The sequence below is a fragment of the Mesorhizobium maamorense genome, assembly GCF_044998965.1.
GTDB lineage: Bacteria > Pseudomonadota > Alphaproteobacteria > Rhizobiales > Rhizobiaceae > Mesorhizobium.
This window is the reverse complement of the sequence record NZ_CP173356.1, coordinates 2084197-2106219: the sequence shown is the minus strand read 5'-3', so window position 1 is coordinate 2106219 and position 22023 is coordinate 2084197. Positions and strand designations below refer to the sequence as shown.

The 22023-nt window shown below is 63.4% G+C and carries 22 protein-coding genes; 5 read left to right on the top strand and 17 right to left on the bottom strand.

What is annotated here, in order from left to right; all coding sequences use genetic code 11:
- Window positions 1-7: 7 nt before the first annotated feature.
- Window positions 8-268 carry a DUF1127 domain-containing protein gene (locus ACIU1A_RS10910; protein WP_404927275.1) on the bottom strand — a complete coding sequence of 87 codons (261 nt, stop codon included), beginning with the start codon at window positions 266-268 and terminating at the stop codon, window positions 8-10.
- A 135-nt stretch (window positions 269-403) separates the two neighbouring features.
- Here ACIU1A_RS10910 and ACIU1A_RS10905 point away from each other — a divergent pair, with 135 nt between their 5' ends.
- The gene (locus ACIU1A_RS10905; RefSeq protein WP_181168655.1) at window positions 404-1921 is read left to right on the top strand and encodes a winged helix-turn-helix domain-containing tetratricopeptide repeat protein; all 1518 of its coding nucleotides are present in this window, start codon (window positions 404-406) and stop codon (window positions 1919-1921) included.
- 48 nt (window positions 1922-1969) lie between these two features.
- Here the strand turns inward: ACIU1A_RS10905 and ACIU1A_RS10900 are convergent, their stop codons facing one another.
- The 5 genes from ACIU1A_RS10900 to ACIU1A_RS10880 all read right to left on the bottom strand — a co-directional run bounded on the left by ACIU1A_RS10900 (window position 1970) and on the right by ACIU1A_RS10880 (window position 5571).
- A complete protein-coding gene (locus ACIU1A_RS10900; RefSeq protein ID WP_140498579.1) occupies window positions 1970-2362 on the bottom strand; it encodes a GFA family protein in 393 nt (130 codons plus the stop codon).
- Between the two features lie 78 nt (window positions 2363-2440).
- Entirely contained in the window at window positions 2441-3325 is an 885-nt protein-coding gene (locus ACIU1A_RS10895) for an aldose 1-epimerase family protein (protein ID WP_404927274.1), read from the bottom strand.
- A 205-nt stretch (window positions 3326-3530) separates the two neighbouring features.
- Entirely contained in the window at window positions 3531-4247 is a 717-nt protein-coding gene (locus ACIU1A_RS10890; RefSeq protein WP_140525179.1) for a Bax inhibitor-1/YccA family protein, read from the bottom strand.
- A 23-nt stretch (window positions 4248-4270) separates the two neighbouring features.
- Complete coding sequence (locus tag ACIU1A_RS10885; protein ID WP_140664474.1) at window positions 4271-5041, bottom strand: anti-sigma factor; 771 nt, start codon at window positions 5039-5041, stop codon at window positions 4271-4273.
- A complete protein-coding gene (locus ACIU1A_RS10880) occupies window positions 5038-5571 on the bottom strand; it encodes a sigma-70 family RNA polymerase sigma factor (protein ID WP_404927897.1) in 534 nt (177 codons plus the stop codon). Before ACIU1A_RS10880 ends, ACIU1A_RS10885 begins: the two co-directional genes overlap by 4 nt.
- A 193-nt stretch (window positions 5572-5764) precedes the next feature.
- Between ACIU1A_RS10880 and ACIU1A_RS10875 the strand changes: the two genes are divergently transcribed.
- Both ACIU1A_RS10875 and mazG read left to right on the top strand, forming a co-directional pair.
- Window positions 5765-6949 (top strand): aromatic amino acid transaminase, encoded by a 1185-nt coding sequence (locus tag ACIU1A_RS10875; protein ID WP_404927273.1) that lies wholly within the window; start codon window positions 5765-5767, stop codon window positions 6947-6949.
- An 89-nt stretch (window positions 6950-7038) separates the two neighbouring features.
- A complete protein-coding gene (mazG, locus tag ACIU1A_RS10870) occupies window positions 7039-7863 on the top strand; it encodes a nucleoside triphosphate pyrophosphohydrolase (RefSeq protein ID WP_140584645.1) in 825 nt (274 codons plus the stop codon).
- Window positions 7864-7924: 61 nt separating this feature from the next.
- Here mazG and hflX read toward each other — a convergent pair whose 3' ends face one another.
- The 8 genes from hflX to dusB form a co-directional block, all read right to left on the bottom strand.
- On the bottom strand, window positions 7925-9313 hold the full coding sequence (gene hflX, locus ACIU1A_RS10865) for a GTPase HflX (protein WP_404927272.1): 1389 nt from the start codon (window positions 9311-9313) through the stop codon (window positions 7925-7927).
- Window positions 9314-9559 carry an RNA chaperone Hfq gene (gene hfq, locus ACIU1A_RS10860; RefSeq protein WP_006202172.1) on the bottom strand — a complete coding sequence of 82 codons (246 nt, stop codon included), beginning with the start codon at window positions 9557-9559 and terminating at the stop codon, window positions 9314-9316.
- Window positions 9560-9704: 145 nt separating this feature from the next.
- Window positions 9705-10568, bottom strand: a complete 864-nt coding sequence (locus tag ACIU1A_RS10855) for a D-amino-acid transaminase (RefSeq protein ID WP_140638084.1) — start codon at window positions 10566-10568, stop codon at window positions 9705-9707.
- Between the two features lie 184 nt (window positions 10569-10752).
- The gene (locus ACIU1A_RS10850; protein WP_140557244.1) at window positions 10753-12114 is read right to left on the bottom strand and encodes a sigma-54 dependent transcriptional regulator; all 1362 of its coding nucleotides are present in this window, start codon (window positions 12112-12114) and stop codon (window positions 10753-10755) included.
- Complete coding sequence (locus ACIU1A_RS10845) at window positions 12104-14389, bottom strand: PAS domain-containing sensor histidine kinase (protein ID WP_181169983.1); 2286 nt, start codon at window positions 14387-14389, stop codon at window positions 12104-12106. The genes ACIU1A_RS10850 and ACIU1A_RS10845 overlap by 11 nt, the downstream gene beginning before the upstream one ends.
- A 129-nt stretch (window positions 14390-14518) precedes the next feature.
- The gene (gene ntrC, locus ACIU1A_RS10840) at window positions 14519-15979 is read right to left on the bottom strand and encodes a nitrogen regulation protein NR(I) (protein WP_404927271.1); all 1461 of its coding nucleotides are present in this window, start codon (window positions 15977-15979) and stop codon (window positions 14519-14521) included.
- Window positions 15976-17118, bottom strand: a complete 1143-nt coding sequence (locus ACIU1A_RS10835; RefSeq protein WP_140564575.1) for a nitrogen regulation protein NR(II) — start codon at window positions 17116-17118, stop codon at window positions 15976-15978. The genes ntrC and ACIU1A_RS10835 overlap by 4 nt, the downstream gene beginning before the upstream one ends.
- Window positions 17115-18137: a tRNA dihydrouridine synthase DusB gene (gene dusB, locus ACIU1A_RS10830; protein WP_404927270.1), complete on the bottom strand. Its 1023-nt coding sequence runs from the start codon at window positions 18135-18137 to the stop codon at window positions 17115-17117. Before dusB ends, ACIU1A_RS10835 begins: the two co-directional genes overlap by 4 nt.
- A gap of 239 nt (window positions 18138-18376) precedes the next feature.
- On the opposite strand from dusB, the gene ACIU1A_RS10825 reads away from it, so the two are divergent.
- The gene (locus ACIU1A_RS10825; RefSeq protein WP_404927269.1) at window positions 18377-19606 is read left to right on the top strand and encodes a bifunctional 2-C-methyl-D-erythritol 4-phosphate cytidylyltransferase/2-C-methyl-D-erythritol 2,4-cyclodiphosphate synthase; all 1230 of its coding nucleotides are present in this window, start codon (window positions 18377-18379) and stop codon (window positions 19604-19606) included.
- Entirely contained in the window at window positions 19603-20109 is a 507-nt protein-coding gene (locus tag ACIU1A_RS10820; protein WP_404927268.1) for a CinA family protein, read from the top strand. The genes ACIU1A_RS10825 and ACIU1A_RS10820 overlap by 4 nt, the downstream gene beginning before the upstream one ends.
- Here ACIU1A_RS10820 and ACIU1A_RS10815 read toward each other — a convergent pair.
- From ACIU1A_RS10815 to ACIU1A_RS10805, 3 genes are all read right to left on the bottom strand, one after another.
- Entirely contained in the window at window positions 20088-20543 is a 456-nt protein-coding gene (locus ACIU1A_RS10815; protein ID WP_140515423.1) for a type II toxin-antitoxin system RatA family toxin, read from the bottom strand. The genes ACIU1A_RS10820 and ACIU1A_RS10815 overlap by 22 nt on opposite strands.
- Window positions 20544-20657: 114 nt before the next feature.
- Window positions 20658-21623, bottom strand: a complete 966-nt coding sequence (gene lipA, locus ACIU1A_RS10810) for a lipoyl synthase (protein ID WP_404927267.1) — start codon at window positions 21621-21623, stop codon at window positions 20658-20660.
- Between the two features lie 135 nt (window positions 21624-21758).
- Window positions 21759-22016 (bottom strand): GlsB/YeaQ/YmgE family stress response membrane protein, encoded by a 258-nt coding sequence (locus ACIU1A_RS10805; RefSeq protein WP_140498561.1) that lies wholly within the window; start codon window positions 22014-22016, stop codon window positions 21759-21761.
- Window positions 22017-22023: the final 7 nt, after the last annotated feature.

The following is a 22023-nucleotide window of genomic DNA, read 5'->3' as shown; positions in this document are numbered from 1 at the left end:
ATTCGGCCTACCGTTCCCAAAAAGGCTTTGCGAGCTCTGCCTCGACCTGCCCTCTCGTCAGTCCGATGTCGCCGATCAGATGGGGATTGTCCTTCGACATTCGCTCAAGCTCCCAGCGAAAGCGTATCCGCTCGCGCCAGGTCCGATCGTGCCAGGCCGCGACAATGCTTCGCAGGGTCGCCAAGTGCCGACGCGACGCTTCCGCCAGCACTACAGGCATTCTCGGCCGCACCGTCGGACACCGCGTCGATGCAAGGGTATCGTTCATGGCAACCTCCTATGGTTTGAGGGTGGGTCCTCGACTTGGGACCTCGACCTGAAAGAGGTTGAATTGTGCCGGATGCGAACAGTGCCGTAATTAAGCTCTCCCAAATAGTTCTCAAAATTTCCAAACGGGCTATAGATGCGCCTTATGCAGGGATCGCGCTTTGCCTTCGGTCCGTTCGTGCTTGATCCGGATGCGGGAACGCTGCTTCGGAACGATGATCCTGTTGCCGTCGGCTACCGCGGGCTGAAGCTGTTGGCGGCGCTCGTCGGGCGGCCTGGCGAAATCCTCGACAAGGCCAAGCTGATGGATGCGGCGTGGCCGGGTACGGCCGTCGAGGAAGGCAATCTCACCGTCCAGATCGCGCAGCTGCGCAAGCTGCTTGGTCCGTCCGCCGACGGCGGTGAATGGATCACCACTGTTCCGCGCGTCGGCTACCGCTTCACGGGGATCGTCGAACCCCTCGATGGCGCGAACCGAAAAGCTTTGCCGCTGCCCGACAAACCGTCGATAGCCGTGCTCCCCTTCGTCAATCTCAGCAACGACCCCGAACAAGAGCCTTTCGCCGACGGATTGACCGAAGACCTGATCACCGACCTGTCCAGGGCCTCGGGCTTGTTCGTCATCGCGCGCAATTCGACCTTCGCCTACAAGGGAAAGGCGGCGGACGTGCGCGAGATCGCCCGGGAGCTTGGCGTGCGCTACCTCCTGGAGGGCAGCGCAAGACGTGCCGCGGGGCGCGTGCGCATCAACGCCCAGCTGGTCGACGCGGCGAGCGGCGATCACCTGTGGGCGGAACGCTTCGATCGCGGCCTGGACGATATCTTTGCCGTTCAGGACGAGGTGACGGCCAAGATCGTGGAGGCGCTGCTTGGCCGGCTGCGCGCGCCGCCGCCGCGCAATCGGCCCAAGACTCTCGAGGCCTACGATCTGTGCGTGCGGGCGCGCAAGCTGATCGACGATTCGCCGCAGACCGCGCGGGAGGCGCATCTGATGCTGACGCGCGCGGTCGCGCTCGATCCGGACTATGCCGAGGCCTATCGCTGGCTTGCCATGAACCACTGGATGGGATGGGTGCATTGGGGCGAGCCGGTGGAACCCAACCGCCGTATTGCCCTGGAGCTGGCGCGCAAGGCGGTGGCGATCGATCCCAACGACGCCGGCTGCCGCTGGGTGCTCGGCAACCTGCTTGCCTATGAGCGCGACTTCGCCGAAGCGGATGCCGAGTTCGCCAGGGCGTTCGAGCTCGACCCCAACGAGGCCGATGCCTGGGCGACACTGTCTGACATCTCCGTGCTGGCCGGGCGGGTCGAGGAAGGACTCGAACAGATCCGCAAGGCGTTCCGGCTCAACCCGTTTCCGGCAAGCTGGTACTATCTGACGCTCGGCGCGGCGCAATATGCGGCGCGCGACTACAAAGCCGCCGTCAAGACACTGCGCCGGGACGAGACTTACCGCACCAGCTCACGCCGCTTCCTGGCGGCCAGCCTCGCGCAGCTCGGCCGGCTCGACGAGGCGCGCGCGGAAGTCGAACTGTTCCTCGTCGGCAATCCGCATTTCACCACCAGCCATTGGGTCTGGACGGAGCCCTTCCGCGATCCGGCGATGCTCGACCATTTCGTCGATGGCTTCCGCAAGGCCGGCCTTCCGGATTGAAGCGCCGCCGGTCCCTTGGTCATGGCGCCTTCCCGCCGTTCGTGCCGCCTACTCTTCGAACCGACCCGTGGCGTCACGATCGCGCTCATATCGTCTCGTGAGCGGAAACGGCGGCAACCAGGTTTCGCGACGGACGATCCAGCTTTCGTACGTTGGCGTCAGTTGGTCCGGGGCATCCAGGGATCCCAGGTTCACTTCGATTTCGTCGGCGGTGCGACCAAAAATGGTCGAGCCGCAACGGGGACAGAAGAACCGCCCGGCGTAGTCACGGGTTTCGCCATCGATCGTCACCGCATCCTGAGGGAAAATCGCGGAAGCATGAAAAAGCGCCCCGTGATGCTTGCGGCAGTCGAGACAGTGACAAAGGCCCACCCGGTATGGGCGTCCAGTCGCCACAATTCGGACGTTGCCGCACAGGCAACCGCCGGTGAATCGGTCCATGCTGCATTCCTCCAAATCAAGCGAGCTGGATGTTTACGAACAACTCCACCATCCATGAACGCGACGCCAGCCTTTCAGCTAATGCGTCTGCGGTTGAAGTTCGATCCGATAGCCGAGCACGCGCCTTCCGGCCGGCTCGATCAGCATCACTCCTGGCTTGTCGGCGAATTCGCCATCGAAATCCACCGGGCTGGCGAGGCCGTGCCAGGGTTCGATGCAGAGGAATGGCGCGCCGCCCGGCTTTGACCAGACGCCCAATTCCCGGAATCCGTTCCAATGCATCTCGATCGCCGGACCACGATCGGCACCGTAACGCACAGCGGTGCTGGAAGGCTGGTCCAGGATCAAGGCATCCTCGTCAAACAGCCGATCCGACAAAGCGAGAATGTTGCCCTCGATGGGCGTGGGCTGCCTTGCCGCCAGCAGTAACCCGTCCTTGAGACGGCGGATCGGCGCATGCTCGGGCTTTGCAAAGGTCAGGCAGTAGGCCTCCTTGGGCAGGTCCGGCAGCAGCGGCCAGTTGAATGCCGGGTGCGCCCCGATCGACGCCGGTAGCGGCTCGTCGCCGGTGTTGGTGATCTCGAACGTGACGCCAAGCTGCCGGCCGTCGAGAGTGTAGGTTACCGCCAGACGGAAGGCGAAGGGGTAGTGCGTTCGGGTCTCCGCGTCGTCGGTGAGCACCAGCATGCAGGACCGAGAACCCCTCTCCGCCCAGGCAAACGACTTATCGCGGGCGAAGCCGTGCTGCGTCATCGGATAGGTCTGGCCGCGATGGCGCAGTTGGTCGCCCTTCAGCCGGCCGACGATCGGAAACAACACCGGGGAATGACGGCGCCAGGCCGGTCCGGCCTGCCACACAAGCTCCAGCCCATCCGCATCCCGCAGCGAGACCAGTTCGGCCCCCTGCCCGACTATAACGGCCGAGATGTCGTCGCCATGAAGTGTCTGGCTGTCCTGTGCCATATGTTCTCGCGGTTTGTCTTTGCTTGGCCGGCAGGCTAGCAAATGGCCAGGCGTGAACTCAAGGCGGCGGTTTGCATTGCGTTTCACACAGTCACGATGAACGTGCGATGGCACAAGCGGGCAAGGCGCCGTCTCAAATGAAGAGTGGCCGGAGATTTCCCTCCGGCCACGGCAAGATGCAAGGTGTTGCCTGCTACAGTTCGGACTATTCCCGCTCGCCGGTGAAGTTCAGCAACAGCTGGAAGATGTTGACGAAGTTGAGGTAGAGCGAGAAGGCGCCGAAAACGGCCAGCTTCTGCCGCGACTCCGCGTCGAAGTTCTCCGCATACTGTTCCTTGATCGACTGCGTGTCCCAGGCAGTCAGGCCGATGAACACGGCGATGCCGATCACCGAGATGGCGAACTGCAAAGCGGTCGAGCCGAGAAAGATGTTGACGATGCTGGCAATCACCACGCCGATCAGGCCCATGATCAGAAAGGACGAGAACTGGGTCAGGTCACGCCGGGTCGTGTAGCCGTAGAGGCTGGTGGCGCCGAACATGGTGGCGGCGATGAAGAAGGTGCGTGCGATGCTGGTTCCGGTGAAAACCAGGAAGACCGAGGCCAGCGACAGACCCATGACCGCACAGAAGGCCCAGAACATCGCCTGCGCGCTTGCCGCCGACATCGTCTGCATCTTGAACGAGAACAGCAGGACGAAGGCGAGCGGCGCCAGCATCACCACCCATTTCAGCGGGCTGGAAAAGATTGGCACGTAGAGCGCGGGCGTCGACGACACCATGAACGCGATGAGGCCGGTGACCACGAGGCCGAGGCCCATATAGTTGTAGACGCGCAGCATGTGCTGGCGCAGGCCCTCGTCGTAGAGGGCGCCGCTTTGGGCGCCGGTGCCGACGCGGTATCCCAGGTTGGGCGTGTTCATTTGCATTCTCCTTTGTGAACGGATCAGTAAAGCGTTCTCGCAAGGGTCTCGGCGGCGCGGTCGAGGTCGCGGACCTGGCTTTGCGCGACCACCGCATAAGCGACCTCGCCGATCTGGAAATAGGCCGAGGAAATGTCGCCCGAGGGCGCGACGGTCGGCTTGACCACGTCGAAGGTTCCCGGCCGTATCGCGAACAGCGACACCAGGCCCATCTCCTTGGTCTCGACCGCCATCTCGACGCTGGGGCCGAAGCGCGATGGATAGACCTGCACGTCGCGGACCTTCCAGTCCTTGGGCAAGGACGGCATGACGATGGCCGTCGCCGCGCGGATTTCGCCGGCATTGTAGTTTGGCGCCTCGGCCTGCGAAGACATGCTTTCGCGCACAAGGGTCGTCCTGTGCGCGCGCACCGCCTCGTCGACATAGGCGGGCGGCTGCGGCGAGGCGACGACCCTGGTCACAGACATCGGCCCGACGATGCCGTTAGCCAGCCAGCCGGCAGCGACGAAAGCGGCCACCGCCGCGGCACGTTGCAAGACGCCGAAGATGCGGCCCCGGGCAAGTCCCCTCTCCAGGCGCCGCGCGGCATCGGTCGTCACCGGCCTCGCCATGCCTGATCCGGCCAGCGCCACGCGCAGTTCGTCCCGCATCCTGAGATCCGACATCACACGCGCGGCCTCTTCCGGCCGGGCGGAGAGGAAGGCCTCGACTTCGATACGGCGCGAGACGTCGAGCTGATCGTCGACATAGGCGTCGAGATCAGCGTCCGTCACGGGGTCGATAGTTCCTGTCATGACGGGCCTCCAACAATCCTGAGGTGATTTTTCGCCTTCGTCGGAGCCCCCTCCTCCATCTTCCGAAGCGCGGCGCGCGCCCTACCGATGCGCGACATCAGTGTTCCGAGTGGCACGCCGCTGGCATCGGCCGCCTGGCTGTAGGAAAGGCCCTCAATGGCGACGAGATGCAGGGCCGAGCGCTGTTCTTCGGGCAGGCTGAAAAAAGCATCGCGCACCTGGCCCAGGCGCACCGAATGCTCCTGCGGCGCCGCCGCGCTGCCATCCGCAAGGTATCCAGCCTGTTCGATGCGCGCTGCTTCAGAGCGTCGCGAGCGCATGCGGTCGACGAACGTGTTGTGGACGATGGACAGCAGCCAGGCGCGCAAATTTCCGCCCGAGCGGAAGGTGCCGCGCCGCTCATAGGCGCGCACAAGAGCGTCATGCACGAGATCCTCGGCATCGGCACCGTCGCGCGTCAGCGAGCGCGCGTAACGCCTGAGCGAACCGAGTTGTCCGACGATATCGAAGCGTGGCATCGACCGTTTCATGCCCTGTTTACGGAACATGTGGGGGTTTTAATCCCGGCCCCGCAGATTTTTTCGCGAAACGCCGCAGATATGCAGCCGCCGAGGTAGCTCGCAGCGATGCCAGGCTATGCGATTCAGGCTGGCGCGAGTTAAAACCGCTGGTGCAAGGGGGTCGATTTGCGTATCACTCCGCCGCGCCAACGGAACCATGCAGATGTTTGAAAACCTTCAGCCGGCTGCCGCCGACAAGATCCTTGCCCTGATCGGCCTCTATCGTGCCGATCCTCGACCCGACAAAGTCGACCTCGGTGTCGGCGTCTACAAGGATCGCGACGGCAAGACGCCGGTCATGCGGGCCGTGCGCGAGGCGGAGAAGCGGCTGCTGCAGGGTCAGGACACCAAGACTTATCTCGGCCTCGCCGGCGACACCGGGTTCAATACCGTGATGGCCAGGCTGGCCTTCGGTGCGGATGCAGACATGACGCGGATCCGTGCCGCGCAGGCGCCGGGCGGCTCCGGCGCGCTGCGGCTGGTAGCCGAGCTTTTGAAGCGAACCCGCGTCGATGCGACGGTCTGGTTGTCCGACCCCACCTGGCCGAACCACATGCCAGTGATGCGCGCCGCGGGGCTGCAAATCCGTGAATATCCCTATTTCGACGCGACATCGGGCGCCGTTCGCTTCGACGACATGCTGGCAGCACTGCGCAAGGCGAAGGGCGGCGAGGTGGTGCTGCTGCATGGCTGCTGCCACAACCCGACCGGCGCCAATCTGGACATCGCGCAGTGGGCCGCTGTCACCGATCTCGTCGTCGGGCGCGGCCTGCTGCCGTTTGTCGACATTGCCTATCAGGGCTTTGGCGATGGCCTCGAGGCCGATGCCGCCGGACTGCGGCTGCTGGCCGAAAAAGTTCCGGAAATGGTCGTCGCGTCCAGCTGCTCGAAGAACTTCGCCGTCTACCGCGACCGTGTCGGCGCGGCGATGATCCTGGCCAGGGACAGCGCGCAGGCCGACGTGGCGCTGGGCCAGATGCTGTCGGCGGCTCGTGCCATGTATTCGATGCCGCCGGACCATGGCGCGGCGGCGGTGCGCATCGTGCTCGAGGACGCGGCCTTGCGCGCGGACTGGGAAGCCGAGCTCGAGGAGATGCGCGTGCGCATGCTGAGACTTCGGGTGCAATTCGCTGAGGCGCTGCGCCGGCAGTCCAATTCCGACCGCTTCGATTTCGTCGCCAGCCATCGCGGCATGTTTTCCCGGCTTGGGCTCACGGAAGCGCAGGTCGAACGGCTGCGCGCGGAATATGGCGTCTACATGGTCGGCGACAGCCGCATCAATGTCGCCGGCCTGCCGGAAGACGGCATGGACAAGCTCGCCAAGGCGATCGTTTCCGTGCTCGACTGACTGGACTTGTCCGGCGCAGTTGTGGACAAGCCCGCTTCGCCCGCCGACAGCATTGGCCGCGCGGCGGACCGCGCGATAGCATCCGCCGCATGAAGCCATCGAAAGACATTTCGCGCCTGATCGAAATCATGGCGGCGCTGCGTGCGCCAAAGACCGGCTGTCCCTGGGATATCGAACAGGATTTCTCGACCATCGCGCCTTACACGATCGAGGAGGCCTATGAGGTGGCCGACGCCATCGCGCGCGGCGATCTCGACGATCTGCGCGACGAACTCGGCGATCTCCTTTTGCAGGTCGTGTACCACGCGCGGATGGCTGAGGAAGCCGGCGAGTTCGCTTTCGGCGACGTGGTCCAGGCCATCACCACGAAGATGATCCGCCGCCATCCACACGTCTTCGGCGACGAACAGGCCCGCAGTGCCGGCATGGCCAAGGGCATGTGGGAGAAGATCAAGGCACAAGAGAAGACCGAGAAGCGTAGCGCCCGTCTCGCGCGCGGACTCGACCCGGAAGACAACGGCAAGGGGTTTCTGGACAGCGTGCCGGTCGCCCTGCCCGCACTGACGCGGGCATTGAAGCTTCAGGAGAAGGCCGCCCGCGTCGGTTTCGACTGGAGCGAGGCAGCGCCCATCCTCGACAAGATCGAGGAAGAGATCGGCGAATTGCGCGAGGCGCTGGCCAAAGGCCAAACCGCGGAGATCAAGGATGAATTCGGCGATATGCTGTTTGCCGTCGTGAATCTCGGCCGTCACCTGAAGCTCGATTCGGAAGCAGCGCTCAGCGGCACCAACGAGAAATTCCGTTCGCGCTTCCACTATGTCGAGCAGGCCCTGGAGAAATCCGGCAGCTCGCTGGAAAAGGCTGATCTGGACGAAATGGAAGCGCTCTGGCAGGAAGCAAAAGGCACGAAGTAGAGCTCTTCGTCATCACGCAGCCTCGGGCGGAATAACGCCCAGCGTTTTTCCTGGAATCCCTTCAGCCGTGGTTCTTGCGACGCAATCTGCTTTCGATCTCTTCGCGGGCACTTTGCGTGGCCTTGAGGGAGATGGTGGCGCTGCCGTCGTCATTGTCGGTTCGCGAAACAACATCGCCATTGCGGTAAAGCCAGTCGACAAGGCCGAACTGCGCCGGCCCGATCGTCACCGTCAGATCCTCAAGCTCGCCGGACATGCGTGTCTCGATAATCGCGTTCAGCGCGTCAATGCCTTCGCCCGTGACGGCCGATATGGCGACGGGCGGCGCCTTGGCGTCCGTACTCTCGGCAAGCAGCCGTGCGCGATTGCCTTCATCGAGCAGGTCGACCTTGTTCCAGACTTCGATGACCCGCTTGGCGTCGCTAGCGTCGACGCCGAGATCGGCCAGGATGCGCTCGACGTCCTCAGCCTGGGCTGCGGTATCGGGGTCGGAAATGTCGCGCAAATGGATGACGAGATCCGCCTCGACCACCTCTTCAAGCGTGGCGCGGAAAGCCGCGATGAGATGCGTCGGCAGGTCCGAGATGAAGCCGACCGTATCCGAGAGGATGATCGGCGTGCCGTGCGGCAGCCGCACGCGGCGCAGCGTCGGATCGAGCGTGGCGAACAGCATGTCCTGCGCCAGCACCCCTGCCCCGGTCAGCTTGTTGAACAGCGTCGACTTGCCGGCATTGGTGTAGCCGACGATGGCCACCACCGGAAACGGCACCTTCTTGCGCTTGGCACGATGCAGGTCGCGGGTGCGGCGTACCGTCTCCAGCTCGTGCTTCAGCTTGACGATCTTGTCCTGCAGGACGCGCCGGTCCGATTCGATCTGGGTTTCGCCGGGGCCGCCGAGGAAGCCGGCGCCGCCGCGCTGGCGCTCGAGGTGGGTCCAACTGCGCACCAGCCGGCCCTTCTGGTAGTTGAGATGGGCAAGCTCGACCTGCAGCGTGCCTTCCTTGGTGCGGGCGCGCTCGCCAAAGATCTCGAGGATCAGCCCGGTGCGGTCCAGCACCTTGGCGTTGAATTCCTTCTCGAGGTTGCGCTGCTGCACCGGCGTCAGCGGATGATCGACGATGACCACCTCCGCATGCCCTTCCTTGACGATCTCCGCCAACTCCTCGACCTTGCCGCTGCCGAGCAAGGTCGCCGGACGTGGATCGTTGACGGTAACCACGGCCGTGTGGATCAGATTGAGATCGATGGCGCGGGCAAGGCCGACCGCCTCGTCGTGACGGGCCTCGGCTGAGCGCGTCAGCCGCGGACGGTTGGTGTCGTCCTCGCCGCGCGGCTGGCGGGTAAGCACCGGCACGATGACAACTGCCCGGGTCGGACCCTCGGCCTCCGTCCCCGGCTGATGTGCTGATTTTCCGCGAACGCTGCGGTCCGGGTCCTTCTCACGTGCCAATCAGGCGCCCTGGCTTTCCTCGCCATCGAACATCTGAACCGGCTGGCTCGGCATGATCGTGGAAATGGCGTGCTTGTAGACGAGCTGGGAGTGGCCGTCGCGGCGCAGCAGGACGCAGAAATTGTCGAATGAAGTGACGACGCCGGTCAGCTTCACGCCGTTGATGAGAAAGATGGTGAGCGGGTTCTTGCTCTTGCGAACAGAGTTCAGGAACAGGTCCTGAAGGTTTTGCGATCGTTCCGCCATTGTTCTTGTCTTTCGCCGATCCCCTTCGGTTTGCAGGCCAATGCGCCAAATTAACCAGCACATGTCAAGCGCGCAAACACCGTCTTGTCGTCAGTAACGACAAGCAGAACGAGATATATTGATGTTCATTCCACCTGTGCGGTTATCAGGCTGGACTTTTTTCCGCAATGTCAAAAAAGGCTTGCCGCAACGAAAGTGTTATCGAGCCGGGGTGGCCGTTGGCGATCGGGTCGCCGTCTATGGCCACGACCGGCATGGCGATCGTGGTCGCGGAACTGATGAAAGCCTCCCTCGCCGCCTTGGCCTCGGCGACGGAAAAACCGCGTTCCTCGATCTTGAGTCCGAGCTTGGCCGCCACTTCAAACATGGTGGTGCGGGTTATGCCGCGCAGAATACCGTGCTCGGCGGGCCTGGTGACCAGAACGCCGTCCCTGGTGACGATCCAGGCATTCGACGACCCGCCTTCCTTGACGTTGCCGTCCGTATCCACGAACCAGGCTTCCTGCGCGCCAGCTTCCTTCGCCTTCTGCTTGGCCAATACATTGGGCAGCAGGCCGGTGCTCTTGATGTCGACGCGATCCCAGCGATTCTCGGGCACGGTGATGACGGCGATACCGGTCTCGGCCCGCTTGGTCCCAGCAGCGGGATCCATCTTCCTGGCGGTGATCACCAGCGACGGCTTGGTATCAGCCGAGGGGAAGGCGAAGTCGCGGCTGGCGACGCCGCGTGTGACCTGGACGTAAACAAGGCCGTTGACGACATGGTTGCGATTGACCACTTCGCGCATGATGAGCGGCAGGACGCCTGGGGTGACGGGCCAGCCGATCGACAGCTCGCTCAGCGAACGGTTCAGCCGGGCAAGGTGACGCGGCATGTCCACGATGAAGCCGCGCGCCACTTCGCAGACCTCGTAAACGCCGTCGGCGAACTGGTAGCCACGGTCTTCGATATGCACAGCGGCATCGGCATGAGCGGTGTAGCGCCCGTTCACATAGGCAATACGCGGCATTTGTCACCTCGGGGGATCTGCTTCGGGTTGTTTAGGCGATTCCGCCTCAACAGTGATGGATAATCGCGTGGGCCACTGAAGCAATTCCAGAAAGCGTGTAACGGTTTTCCGGCCGGAACTGCTTGAGCAAGGTATCGAACCGGGCCGGCAATGCATCAAACGCCGAACCGCTCAACCTATCAGGTCAGACGCCGAGCGACTTCAGCTTGCGGTGCAGCGCGGAACGCTCCATGCCGATGAACTCGGCCGTTTTCGAAATGTTGCCGCCGAACCGGTTGATCTGGGCGATCAGATAGTCCTTCTCAAATTGTTCGCGCGCCTCGCGCAGCGGCAGCGCCATGATGTGCTGGTCCGACTGATTCGGCGTGCGGGGCATGACATCGCCGATTTCGGATGGCAACAGGTCGGCGGTGATCGGCGCATCGACATCCTCGCCGCGCGCCAGGATCATCAGCCGTTCGACATTGTTGCGCAATTGGCGAACATTGCCTGGCCAATTGTGCGCCTGCAGCACCGCCATGGCGTCATCGCCGATGCGGCGCGGCTTGATGCCGGCCTGACGGGCGATCTGCTTCATGAAATTGTCAACGAGGTAAGGAATGTCCTCGCGCCGCTCGGCAAGTCCCGGCACCGTCACCGGTACCACCGCAAGGCGATGGTAAAGATCCTCGCGGAAACGGCCATCGGCGATCATCGCCTCCAGGTTCTGCGACGTCGAGGAGATGATGCGGACATCGACCTTGACCCGTTTGGTGCCGCCGACGCGCTCGAACTGCTGTTCGACCAGCACACGCAGGATCTTGTTCTGCGTCTCGCGCGGCATGTCGGCCACCTCATCGATGTAGAGGATGCCACGATGGGCTTCCTCCAGGGCGCCGACCTTGCGCTCGACGCCGTTCGATTCGGTGCCGAACAGTTCGATCTCCATGCGTTCGGGCGTGATGTTGGCGGCGCTCAGCGTCACGAAAGGCGCGCTCTTGCGCGCCGACAGCGTGTGGATGGCGCGCGCGGCCAGCTCCTTGCCAGATCCGGAGGGGCCAATGATCATGACGCGGCTGTTGGTCGGCGCGACGCGCTCGATGGTCTGGCGCAACTGGCTCATCGCCGACGACATGCCGATCAGGTCGAAGGTCTCGCCGCTGCGCAGCTTGAGATCGGAAACCTCGCGCCTCAGCTTGGAGGTTTCCAGCGCACGCTCGGCAATCAGAATCAGCCTGTCCGCCTTGAAGGGCTTCTCGATGAAGTCATAAGCGCCGCGTCTGATGGCGGAGACCGCGGTTTCGATGTTGCCATGGCCCGAAATCATCACCACCGGCAGGTTGGGGTGCATGGTCTTGATCTCGTCCAGCAAAGCCAGGCCGTCCAGGCGCGAACCCTGCAACCAGATGTCGAGGAAAATCAGCCGCGGGGCTCGGTCGGCGATGGCCGCCAGCGCGGTGTCGGCATCGGATGCCGTGCGGGTTTCGTGACCTTCGTCGCTCAGTATGCCTGCGACGAGCTCACGGATGTCTTCCTCGTCATCGACGATCAGAATATCAGACGCCATTACCGACCTTTTCAGTTTCTCTTTCGTGTTCCGTCCTGCTTTCGCCGCGCGCTGGCGCCACGGCCGCAGGTGGCAGGATGATGCTGATCATCGCGCCGCGCCCGCCATGGAAATCCGCAGGCGCATCGTGGAGCTCCAGCCTACCGCCATGGTCCTCCACGATCTTCTTGACGATGGCGAGACCAAGGCCCGTGCCCTTCTCACGCGTGGTCATGTAGGGCTCCAGCAGCCGCTGACGATTCTCCCGCGGCAGGCCTTTGCCATTGTCGATGACGTCGATGCGAATCGCGCCATTCTGACGCCCGGCTTGAATCCGGATTATGCCGTGCGAACCGTCCTTCTGTTCCAGCCCGTCGATCGCTTCGGCAGCGTTCTTGATCACGTTGCCGAAAGCCTGCGCCAACAGGCGGCTGTCGAAAGTACCCTTGAGCGGTTCGTTGCCGAATATGCGCTCGAACGTGATGTCGGAACGGCTCACCTCGACCAGGAAGGAGGCCTCGCGCAGGGATTCACGCAGGTCTATGGACTTCATCTCGGGCTTCGGCATGCGCGCGAAAGCGGAGAATTCGTCGACCATGCGACCGATATCCTCGACCTGCCGGATGATCGTGTCAGTGCACTGGTCGAACACCTCGCGGTCCTCGGTGATGACCTTGCCGTAGCGGCGCTTGATGCGCTCGGCTGAAAGCTGGATCGGCGTCAGCGGGTTTTTGATCTCATGGGCGATGCGGCGCGCCACATCGGCCCAGGCAGAGGAGCGCTGCGCCTGGACCAGATCGGTGATGTCATCGACCGTCACGACGTAGGATTTCTCCTCCGTGCCGTTATCGCCGGCCTCGATGGTGATCTGCACGTTGAAAGTCCGCTCCGTGCCGGCGCGGAAAAACGTCACCTGCTCGCGATAGACGGGCTTGCCCGATTGGCGGCCGATCTCGAAGACGCGGCCGACATGCGGCAGAATGGCGGAAAGGTTCTGCCCGAGCGCCGCACTGGCCGAAATGGCCAGCATGGACTCGGCCGAGCGGTTCACGATGGTGACGATGCCATAAGGATCGACGCCGATGACGCCGGCGGTGACACCGGCCAGCACCGCTTCCGAAAAGCGCCGTCGCTCGTCGATCAGATCCTTGGCGGACAGGATCTCGTTGCGCTGCGATTTCAATTCTTGAAGCATCTTGTTGAAAGTATTGCCGAGCGAGGCAACGTCGCCGTCGGACGGCCGCACCGGCACGGCGACATCGAGATTGCCGGTCGCGACCTCGTCGGCAGCGCCGATGAGCTGACGAATCGGCCGCACCAGCCGGTCGGCCACGGCAATGCCGGTCCAGATTGCCGACAGGATGATAATCAAAGTCAACGACAGATAAGGCAACGCGAAAGCCACCTGCGAAGTGCGCCTGTTGTCTTCGAGATTGCGATATTCGTCGGTGTTCGATCTGACGATCTGGCGCGCCTTTATCACCTCGGGATCGACCAGCCGGATCGTGTAGAGGTAGAGCCCCTCGATCTCACGCAGCTTGACGATGGCGCCCATGATGTTGCGCGTGCGCGGCTCGATCAGAACCGGCTTGCCGTCGGTGGCGCTGGCGACCGCTCCCTCCGGCGGTTCCGGCATGGCGAAGTCGGCATCGGTCTTGGCGCTCATCACGAAGGAGCCGTCGGGCTTGATCAGCGCGGCATGCGCCAGCGAGCGGCCCACCGCCTCCTTGCTCATCAGATCGAGGAAGCCAGTTCGGTCGAGGCCGTAAAGCGTGCGCGACGCGTCGAGGTCATAGGCCATCGACAGCGTCGTGCCCTGCAGGTTGCGCGCGTTTTCCTGCACATAGGCATCGGCGATGGAAAGCGACGAATTGACGATCGTCTTGGTGCGAATCTCGAACCAGCGGTCGAGGCCGATATCGAGCGTGATCGATGCGATGATGGCCACCATGATGGCGGGGATGGCGGCGACGAGCGCGAACATAGCCACGATGCGCACATGCAGCCGCGAGGCTGCCTTGCCATGCCGGCGCGCCATGACGATGCGATGCACCTCCCGGCCGATCAGTGCGATCAGCAACAGGACGAAGATGGCGTTGAGCGCGATCAGCGCCCAGGTTGTCCTGGCATCGGGCGCAATCGGCGTCGCGCCGACCAGGATCGCGAACGAAATGGCCGCCATGACCAGCGCACCGACGACCGCCACCACGCCGGGCAGCGCCAGCAGCCGGCGCCCGTCACGCGTGCCGGGGTCGTTGAAAAGCGGTTCGTTCGGTGTCGGAGCCTGCGAAGCCATGTCGCCGTCTAGAGCCAGTGATTGCGTCGGATCTATGCAACGCATTGTGGCGATTATGCAACAAGTGTGGCCTGGACGGAAATCTTTCGCGGACAGTCCCCCGGAAAAGCGCTTCGGCTCTATCCCGGCTCAGGCTTGGCGCGACGATTTGTAGACGTTGACGCCGAGTTCGCGAATCTTCTTGCGCAGCGTGTTGCGGTTGAGCCCCAGCAGTTCCGCGGCTTTGATCTGGTTGCCGCGCGTCGCGGTCATCGAGGCCAGCACCAGCGGATATTCGACCTCCGAGAGAATGCGCTGGTACAGCCCGGCAGGCGGCAATTCGCCGGCAAACGAGGTGAAATAGCGCTGCAGGAAATGCTCGACCGCCTGGCCGATGGACAGGTCGTCGGGAATGAGGTTGCCGCCGCCCGGCACCACGGGACGCTCGCCGGTCTTGAGTTCCGCCTCGATGATCTCGGCGGAAATCTCGTCCTGTGAATAGAGCGCGGCGAGCCTGCGGACCAGGTTTTCCAGTTCGCGCACATTGCCCGGCCAGGGATAGCGCTTCATCAATTCGATGCCGCCCGAGGAGATACGCTTGGTCTGGAGACCCTCCATCTCGCCGAGCTTGAAGAAGTGCCGGACGAGGTCCGGCACGTCCTCGGAGCGCTCGCGCAGTGCCGGCAGCCTGAGGGGCACGACATTGAGGCGATAGAAAAGATCCTCGCGGAAGAGCCCCTGGTTGATCAGCGTGCGCAAATCCTTGTTGGTGGCGGCGACGATGCGCACGTCGGTCTTGATCGGCGTGCGGCCGCCGACCGTCGTGTATTCGCCTTGCTGGAGGACGCGCAGCAGGCGCGTCTGCGCTTCCATCGGCATGTCGCCGATCTCGTCAAGGAACAGCGTACCACCTTCGGCCTGTTCGAAGCGGCCGGTTGAGCGGTTCTGCGCACCGGTGAAGGCGCCCTTCTCATGGCCGAACAGTTCCGATCTGATCAGGTCGCGCGGGATAGCCGCCATGTTGATGGCAACGAAAGGGCCGCCACGGCGGCGTCCATATTCGTGCAGCGCACGCGCCACCAGCTCCTTGCCGGTGCCCGATCTGCCCGAAATCATCACCGTCAGGTCGGTCTGCATCATGCGCGCCAGCATGCGATAGATGTCCTGCATGGCGGCCGAGCGGCCGACCAGCGGCATGGTCTCGGGCTGCTCTTCCGGCCGCGCGTCGATCTTGGGGCGCCGAGGCTCCGACAGCGCCCGGTTGACGATGTTGAGGAGCTCGGTGAGGTCGAACGGCTTCGGCAGATATTCGTAGGCGCCGGTCTCGGAGGCACGGATCGCCGTCATGAACGTATTCTGGGCGCTCATGACGATGACGGGCAGCTCCGGCCGTGCTTTCTTGATGCGCGGCAGCATGTCGAATGCGTTCTCGTCCGGCATCACCACGTCGGTGATGACGAGATCTCCCTCGCCCGCCGCCACCCAGCGCCACAGCGTCGAGGCATTGGAGGTCACGCGCACCTCATGGCCAACACGCGAAAGGGCCTGGTTGAGGACCGTACGGATCGCCGCATCGTCGTCGGCGACGAGAATATTGCCGCGAACGGTCATTTGCGGTCTCCTTCAGCGTCTTCATCGGCACCGAGCGCCGTTTCCTTCCAGGCCGGCATCAGGATGCGGAACATTGTCGCGCGCGGCGTCGATTCGCATTCGATGATGCCGCCATGCTCACCGACGATCTTGGCCACCAGCGCGAGGCCCAGTCCCGAGCCGTTCGGCTTGGTGGTGATGAAGGGATCGAACAGGATCGGCAGGATATCCTCCGAGACGCCGGAACCGTTGTCGCGCACGCAGAACTCGAGCGGCAGCGACACGCGATCCTGAGTGCCTGGAACCGAAACGCGAATGCCCGGCCGGAAGGCCGTCGACAGGACGATTTCACCTTGGGGATCGCCGCCGATCGCCTCGGCGGCGTTCTTGACCAGGTTGAGGAACACCTGGATGAGCTGGTCGCGGTTGGCGAAAACCGGAGGCAATGAAGGATCATAATCCTCCAATATCTTGATTTTTTTCGCGAAACCGTTCTTCGCGATCGCCTTCACATGGTCGAGTACGACATGGATGTTAACGGGGTAGCGGTCAATCGGCCGCTCGTCGGAAAACACCTCCATGCGATCGACCAGCGACACGATGCGATCGGTCTCGTCGGTTATCAGCCGCGTCAGCGCGCGATCCTCGTCGGAAGCGGACAGTTCAAGCAGCTGGGCAGCGCCCCTGATGCCGGAGAGCGGGTTCTTGATCTCGTGAGCCAGCATCGCCGCCAGGCCGGTCACCGAGCGCGCCGCGCCGCGGTGCGTCATCTGCCGGTCGATCTTGTCGGCCATCGACCGTTCCTGGAACATCACCACGACGGAGCCTGGAAACTCCGGCACCGGGGCGACATAGAGATCGACCACCTTCTCGATGCCGAGACGCGGAGACGACACGTCGACCCGGTACTCGTTGACGGGGGCCCGGCGCTCGCGCACCTGGTCGACCAGCGTCAGCAACGGGCTGCCGAAGGGAATGAGCTTTGACAGCGTGTTGCGGGCGAGCATCGTCGCGCTCGAGCGGAAGAAGTCCTCCGCATCGGCGTTGGCGAAGGTGATGAACCCCTCAGAACTGATCATGATGACCGGACGGCGGATGGTGTTGAGCACGATCTGGGCAGCATCCGCCATTTCCGGGCCCTGGCTGACGGAGGCGTTCATGCGGCGCTCCGCAAGGGTGCTTGCTCGGCGGCCGAAAACACCTCGCGAAGCAAGGTAATCGTCCGCGCGGGATCGAAAGACGTGAGAATGGCCTTGCGCTTTTCGTCGGCAACGGCGCCGGCATGGCGGTCCAGATACCAGCCGAGGTGCTTGCGCGCCTGGCGCAGGCCGCTCTCGACGCCGTAGAGCGCAAGCATGTCCTCGTAATGGGCAATGATGTAGTCGGTCAGTTCCGCAGCGCTTTCCGGTAGCCGGGCAAGCTCGCCTGCCGCCGCGGCCGCGATGGTTCCGGCGACCCAGGGCGCGCCGTAGTGGGCGCGGCCCACCATCACCGCATCGGCGCCGGATTGCTCCAGAACAGCGGCTGCTTGCGCAGGCGAAGACACATCGCCATTGGCGACGACCGGGATCGACACGGCAGCCTTGACGCGGGCTATGGCACGCCAATCAGCATTGCCCTGATAGAACTGGCAGCGCGTACGGCCGTGCACCGTCACCATCTTGACGCCCGCCTGCTCGGCACGGCGCGCCAGGTCGGGCGCGTTGAGCGCATTCTCGTCCCAGCCGAGCCGCATCTTCAGCGTCACCGGCACGCCGACCGCTTCCACCACGGCGTCGACCAGCGACAGTGCATGATCGAGGTCCTGCATCAGTGCCGAGCCGGCATAGCCACCGGTCACCTTCTTGGCGGGGCAACCCATATTGATGTCGATGACGTCGGCGCCCTCGCCGGCCGCGATGCGCGCGCCTTCGGCCATGTGTGCCGCCTCGCGGCCGGCAAGCTGCACCATATGGACGGGCAGGCCCGAATGACGTATGCGCAGGTCGCAGCCGGCCCTGCCTCTGGCGAGCTCGCCGCTTGCCACCATTTCGGACACGACCAGGCCGGCGCCATGCGCATGGGCGCGTTGGCGGAACGGCTCGTCGGTAATTCCCGACATCGGCGCGAGGAACACGCGATTGCGGATACTCACGCCGCCGACGTCGAGAGGTGCGGCCAATTTGGTCAGGTCAGGCATGCACAAAAACCAAGCATGTTCATTTGCTGCACATTCTCTAGCCATATCGGCCGCAATGTGCAACGCGGAATGACGCCACATTACGGCGCAATTGGGAAATGCCGAGCTCGGCTGCAGTCCCGAGCAAAGCGCCGCGCCTTGCACGAACACGCAATGGACGTTTTAGGGCTTCCTGTTCGGCCTACAATCTCTCCGAAAACCGATTACACTTTTGGGGATCGTGCGCTAAGCCAATCGGCATGACTGACGGAAACGAAAACCGGGCTTTGGAGGCGAACGGCAAGGTCGCGGTGGTTATTGTTGCGGCCGGCCGCGGCGCGCGTGCCGGACAGGCCGATGGCCCGAAGCAATATCAGCAGATCGGCGGTCGCGCCGTCATCGCCCACGTCATCGATATTTTCCTGGCGCATCCGCGTATCGGCCCGCTCGTCGTGGCAATACACGCCGAGGATCACGAACTTTTTCGACATGCCGTCGGCGCACACTCCAATCGCGTCACGGCAATTGCGGGTGGCCCCACCAGGCAAGACTCGGTTCGACTCGGACTGCAGGCGTTGAGAAGCCACGCACCGGACAAGGTTCTCATCCACGACGCGGCGCGCCCCTTCGTCGACGCGGACCTGATCGACCGCACGATCGCAGCCATCGGCGAGCGCGAGGGCGCGCTCCCGGCGCTGCCCGTCGCCGATACGCTGAAACGCGAATCCGCCGCCGGGATGGTCGCCGAAACGGTTTCCCGGAGCGGGCTTCACGCGGCGCAAACGCCGCAGGGTTTCCCATTCCTGGCGATTATGGCCATGCATGAGGAAGCCTATAACAGCGGCAAAACCGACTTTACCGACGACGCCGCGATCGCCGAGTGGATGCAGATGCCGGTCAAACTCGTTCCCGGCTCACCGGACAACGTCAAACTCACCTGGGCACGGGACATCGCCATGGCGGACCAACGACTTTCCAGCGAGCGCATGCGCTTTCCCGATATTAGAACCGGCAATGGCTACGACGTCCACGCGTTCGAGCCCGGCGACCACGTCACGCTCTGCGGCATCGCCATCCCACATGACAAGAAACTGTCCGGCCACTCCGATGCCGATGTCGGGCTCCACGCCCTTACCGATGCGCTGCTGGCGACCTGCGGCGCCGGTGATATCGGCACCCATTTCCCACCCTCCGACCCGCAGTGGAAGGGTACTGCCTCCCGGATTTTCGTAGAACATGCGGCAAAGCTGGTGCGCGCGCGCGGCGGCCGCATAGCCAATGCCGACATCACGCTGATCTGCGAGGCGCCACGCGTCGGCCCACATCGCGAGGCGATGACGGCTGCCCTGTCGCAGATGCTGGCCATCTCTGCCGACCGCATCTCCATCAAGGCGACAACCAACGAGAAGCTCGGTTTCGTCGGCCGCGAGGAAGGCATTGCGGCGATCGCCACGGCGAGCGTGGTGTTTCCCGGCGAGGTGCCGGGATGAGCAACAGCGAACTGGCAAATGCATTGCTGCAAGCCTGCCAGAAGCGCGGCATTATGCTTGCGACGGCGGAAAGCTGCACCGGCGGCATGATCATCGCCGCGCTGACCGACATCGCCGGCTCTTCCGCCGTGGTCGATCGCGGCTTCATCACCTATTCCAATGAAGCCAAGATGGACATGCTCGGGGTTTCCGCCGCCACGCTGGAGGCTCATGGCGCGGTTTCACGCGAGACAGCGATCGAAATGGCAACCGGCGCGCTGGCGCGCTCCCGTGCCGGGCTCAGCCTCGCCGTTACCGGCGTTGCCGGACCGGGCGGTGGCTCGCCGGAAAAGCCAGTCGGCCTGGTCTGGTTCGGCATTGGCCTAAGTGGCCGGCCGGTGACGGCCGAGCGGGTGCTGTTCGCCGATGAAGGCCGTGATTTCATTCGCCAGGAGACCGTCAGCCATGCACTCAAGCTGGGATTGCACGCGCTTGGGCATGCTCACGCCGGTCTTGCACCGTAGATGACATCAGCACGCTTTTCGAAGGCTTCGGAGAACATGCGGAAGGCACGGTCGAACATCGTGCCCATCAGGGCGCCCAGAATGCGGCTCTTGAACTCGTAGTCGATGAAGAAGCAGACCGCGCAGCCGCCGTCGGCAGGGTCGAATCGCCAGACATTGGTCAGATATTTGAACGGACCGTCGATGTACTTGACGTCGATCGCACGCTCGTCGGGCTTCAGCAGCACCTGCGTCGTGAAGGTCTCGCGGATCGCCTTGTAGCCGATGCTCATATCGGCGACGAGGATAGTGCGCCCGTCACGCTCCTTGCGCGAGCGCACCGTCAGTGCCTCGCAAAGCGGCAGGAATTGCGGATAAGCTTCGATGTCGGCGACCAGGGCGAACATCTGTTCCGGCGTGTGGGAAACGCGGCGGGTGGCTTCGAATTTCGGCATGAACCCGGCTCTAAAGCGCGTCGCGTCGACACAGACTCATGCGACGCACCTTAGAGTCTTTGTTTTCGTGCATGCCGTTCTCCCAAAACCCGAAGTCACTTTGGGCGACATGCATCAGAGCGATTTCTCGAGCTGCGCTTGGCGCGCGGCGCGCAGCTTGGCGAAATCGTCGCCGGCGTGGTGCGAGGAGCGGGTCAGCGGGCTCGACGCCACCAGCAGGAAGCCCTTGGTCCGGCCGATCGTCTCGAAGGACTTGAACTCCTCCGGGGTGACGAAGCGGATCACCGGGTGGTGCTTTTTCGATGGCTGCAGATACTGGCCTATGGTCATGAAGTCGACATTGGCTGAACGCAGATCGTCCATCAGCTGCAGGATTTCGTTTCGCTCCTCGCCCAGCCCAACCATGATGCCGGACTTGGTAAAAATCGAAGGGTCGAGCTCCTTGACCCGCTGCAAAAGCCTGATCGAATGGAAATAGCGGGCGCCTGGCCGGACCGTCAGGTAGTTCGACGGCACGGTTTCCAAATTGTGATTGAACACGTCCGGCTTGGCGGCCACGACGATCTCCAGGGCGCCGTCCTTGCGTAGGAAATCAGGCGTCAGGATCTCGATCGTGGTCGAGGGCGTCGCTGCGCGGATCGCACGGATGACGTCGGCGAAATGCTGCGCGCCGCCATCAGCGAGGTCGTCGCGGTCGACAGAGGTGATGACGACGTGGCTGAGGCCCATCTGCTTGACCGCGTGGGCGACCCGTGCCGGCTCGTCCGGGTCGAGCGCGGTCGGGATGCCGGTGGCGACGTTGCAGAAGGCGCAGGCACGTGTGCAGATCTCGCCCATGATCATGAAGGTGGCGTGCTTCTTGTCCCAGCACTCGCCGATGTTCGGGCAGCCGGCCTCCTCGCAGACCGTCACCAGCTTGTGCGATTTCACGATCTCGCGGGTTTCGGCATAGCCTTTCGACGCAGGCGCCTTGACGCGGATCCAGTCAGGCTTGCGCAGCACGTCCTGGTCGGGCTTGTGCGCCTTCTCCGGATGCCGCAGCCGCGGCGCATTGGCGATCGTGTCGAGGACGGTGACCATCGGAACCCTGGTTTTCTTTGCGATCGCCGCCGGCGATCGTCACTTACACGTCATCTAGGACTTTTCAGCACAAAGAAAAAGGCTGCGGCGGTACATGCCGCCACAACCGTTTTCGCATGGCGGAAACGATACCGACTAACGGCGCACCAGACGTCCGGCCCAGATCAGCAGGCAGGCGCCGATGAAACCGGTGATCAGGTAGGCGGTCCAGCCGACGCCAAACACGCCGATGTTCAAGGCTCGCAGGATCGCGTTCAGCACCACTGCGCCGGCAATGCCCAAGATGATGTTCATCAAGACGCCGGTATTGCTCTTCATGACCATTTCGGCAAACCAGCCCGCCAGGCCGCCGATGATGATGGCTGCGATCCAGCCCACGCCATTCACGTCCATATGCCCT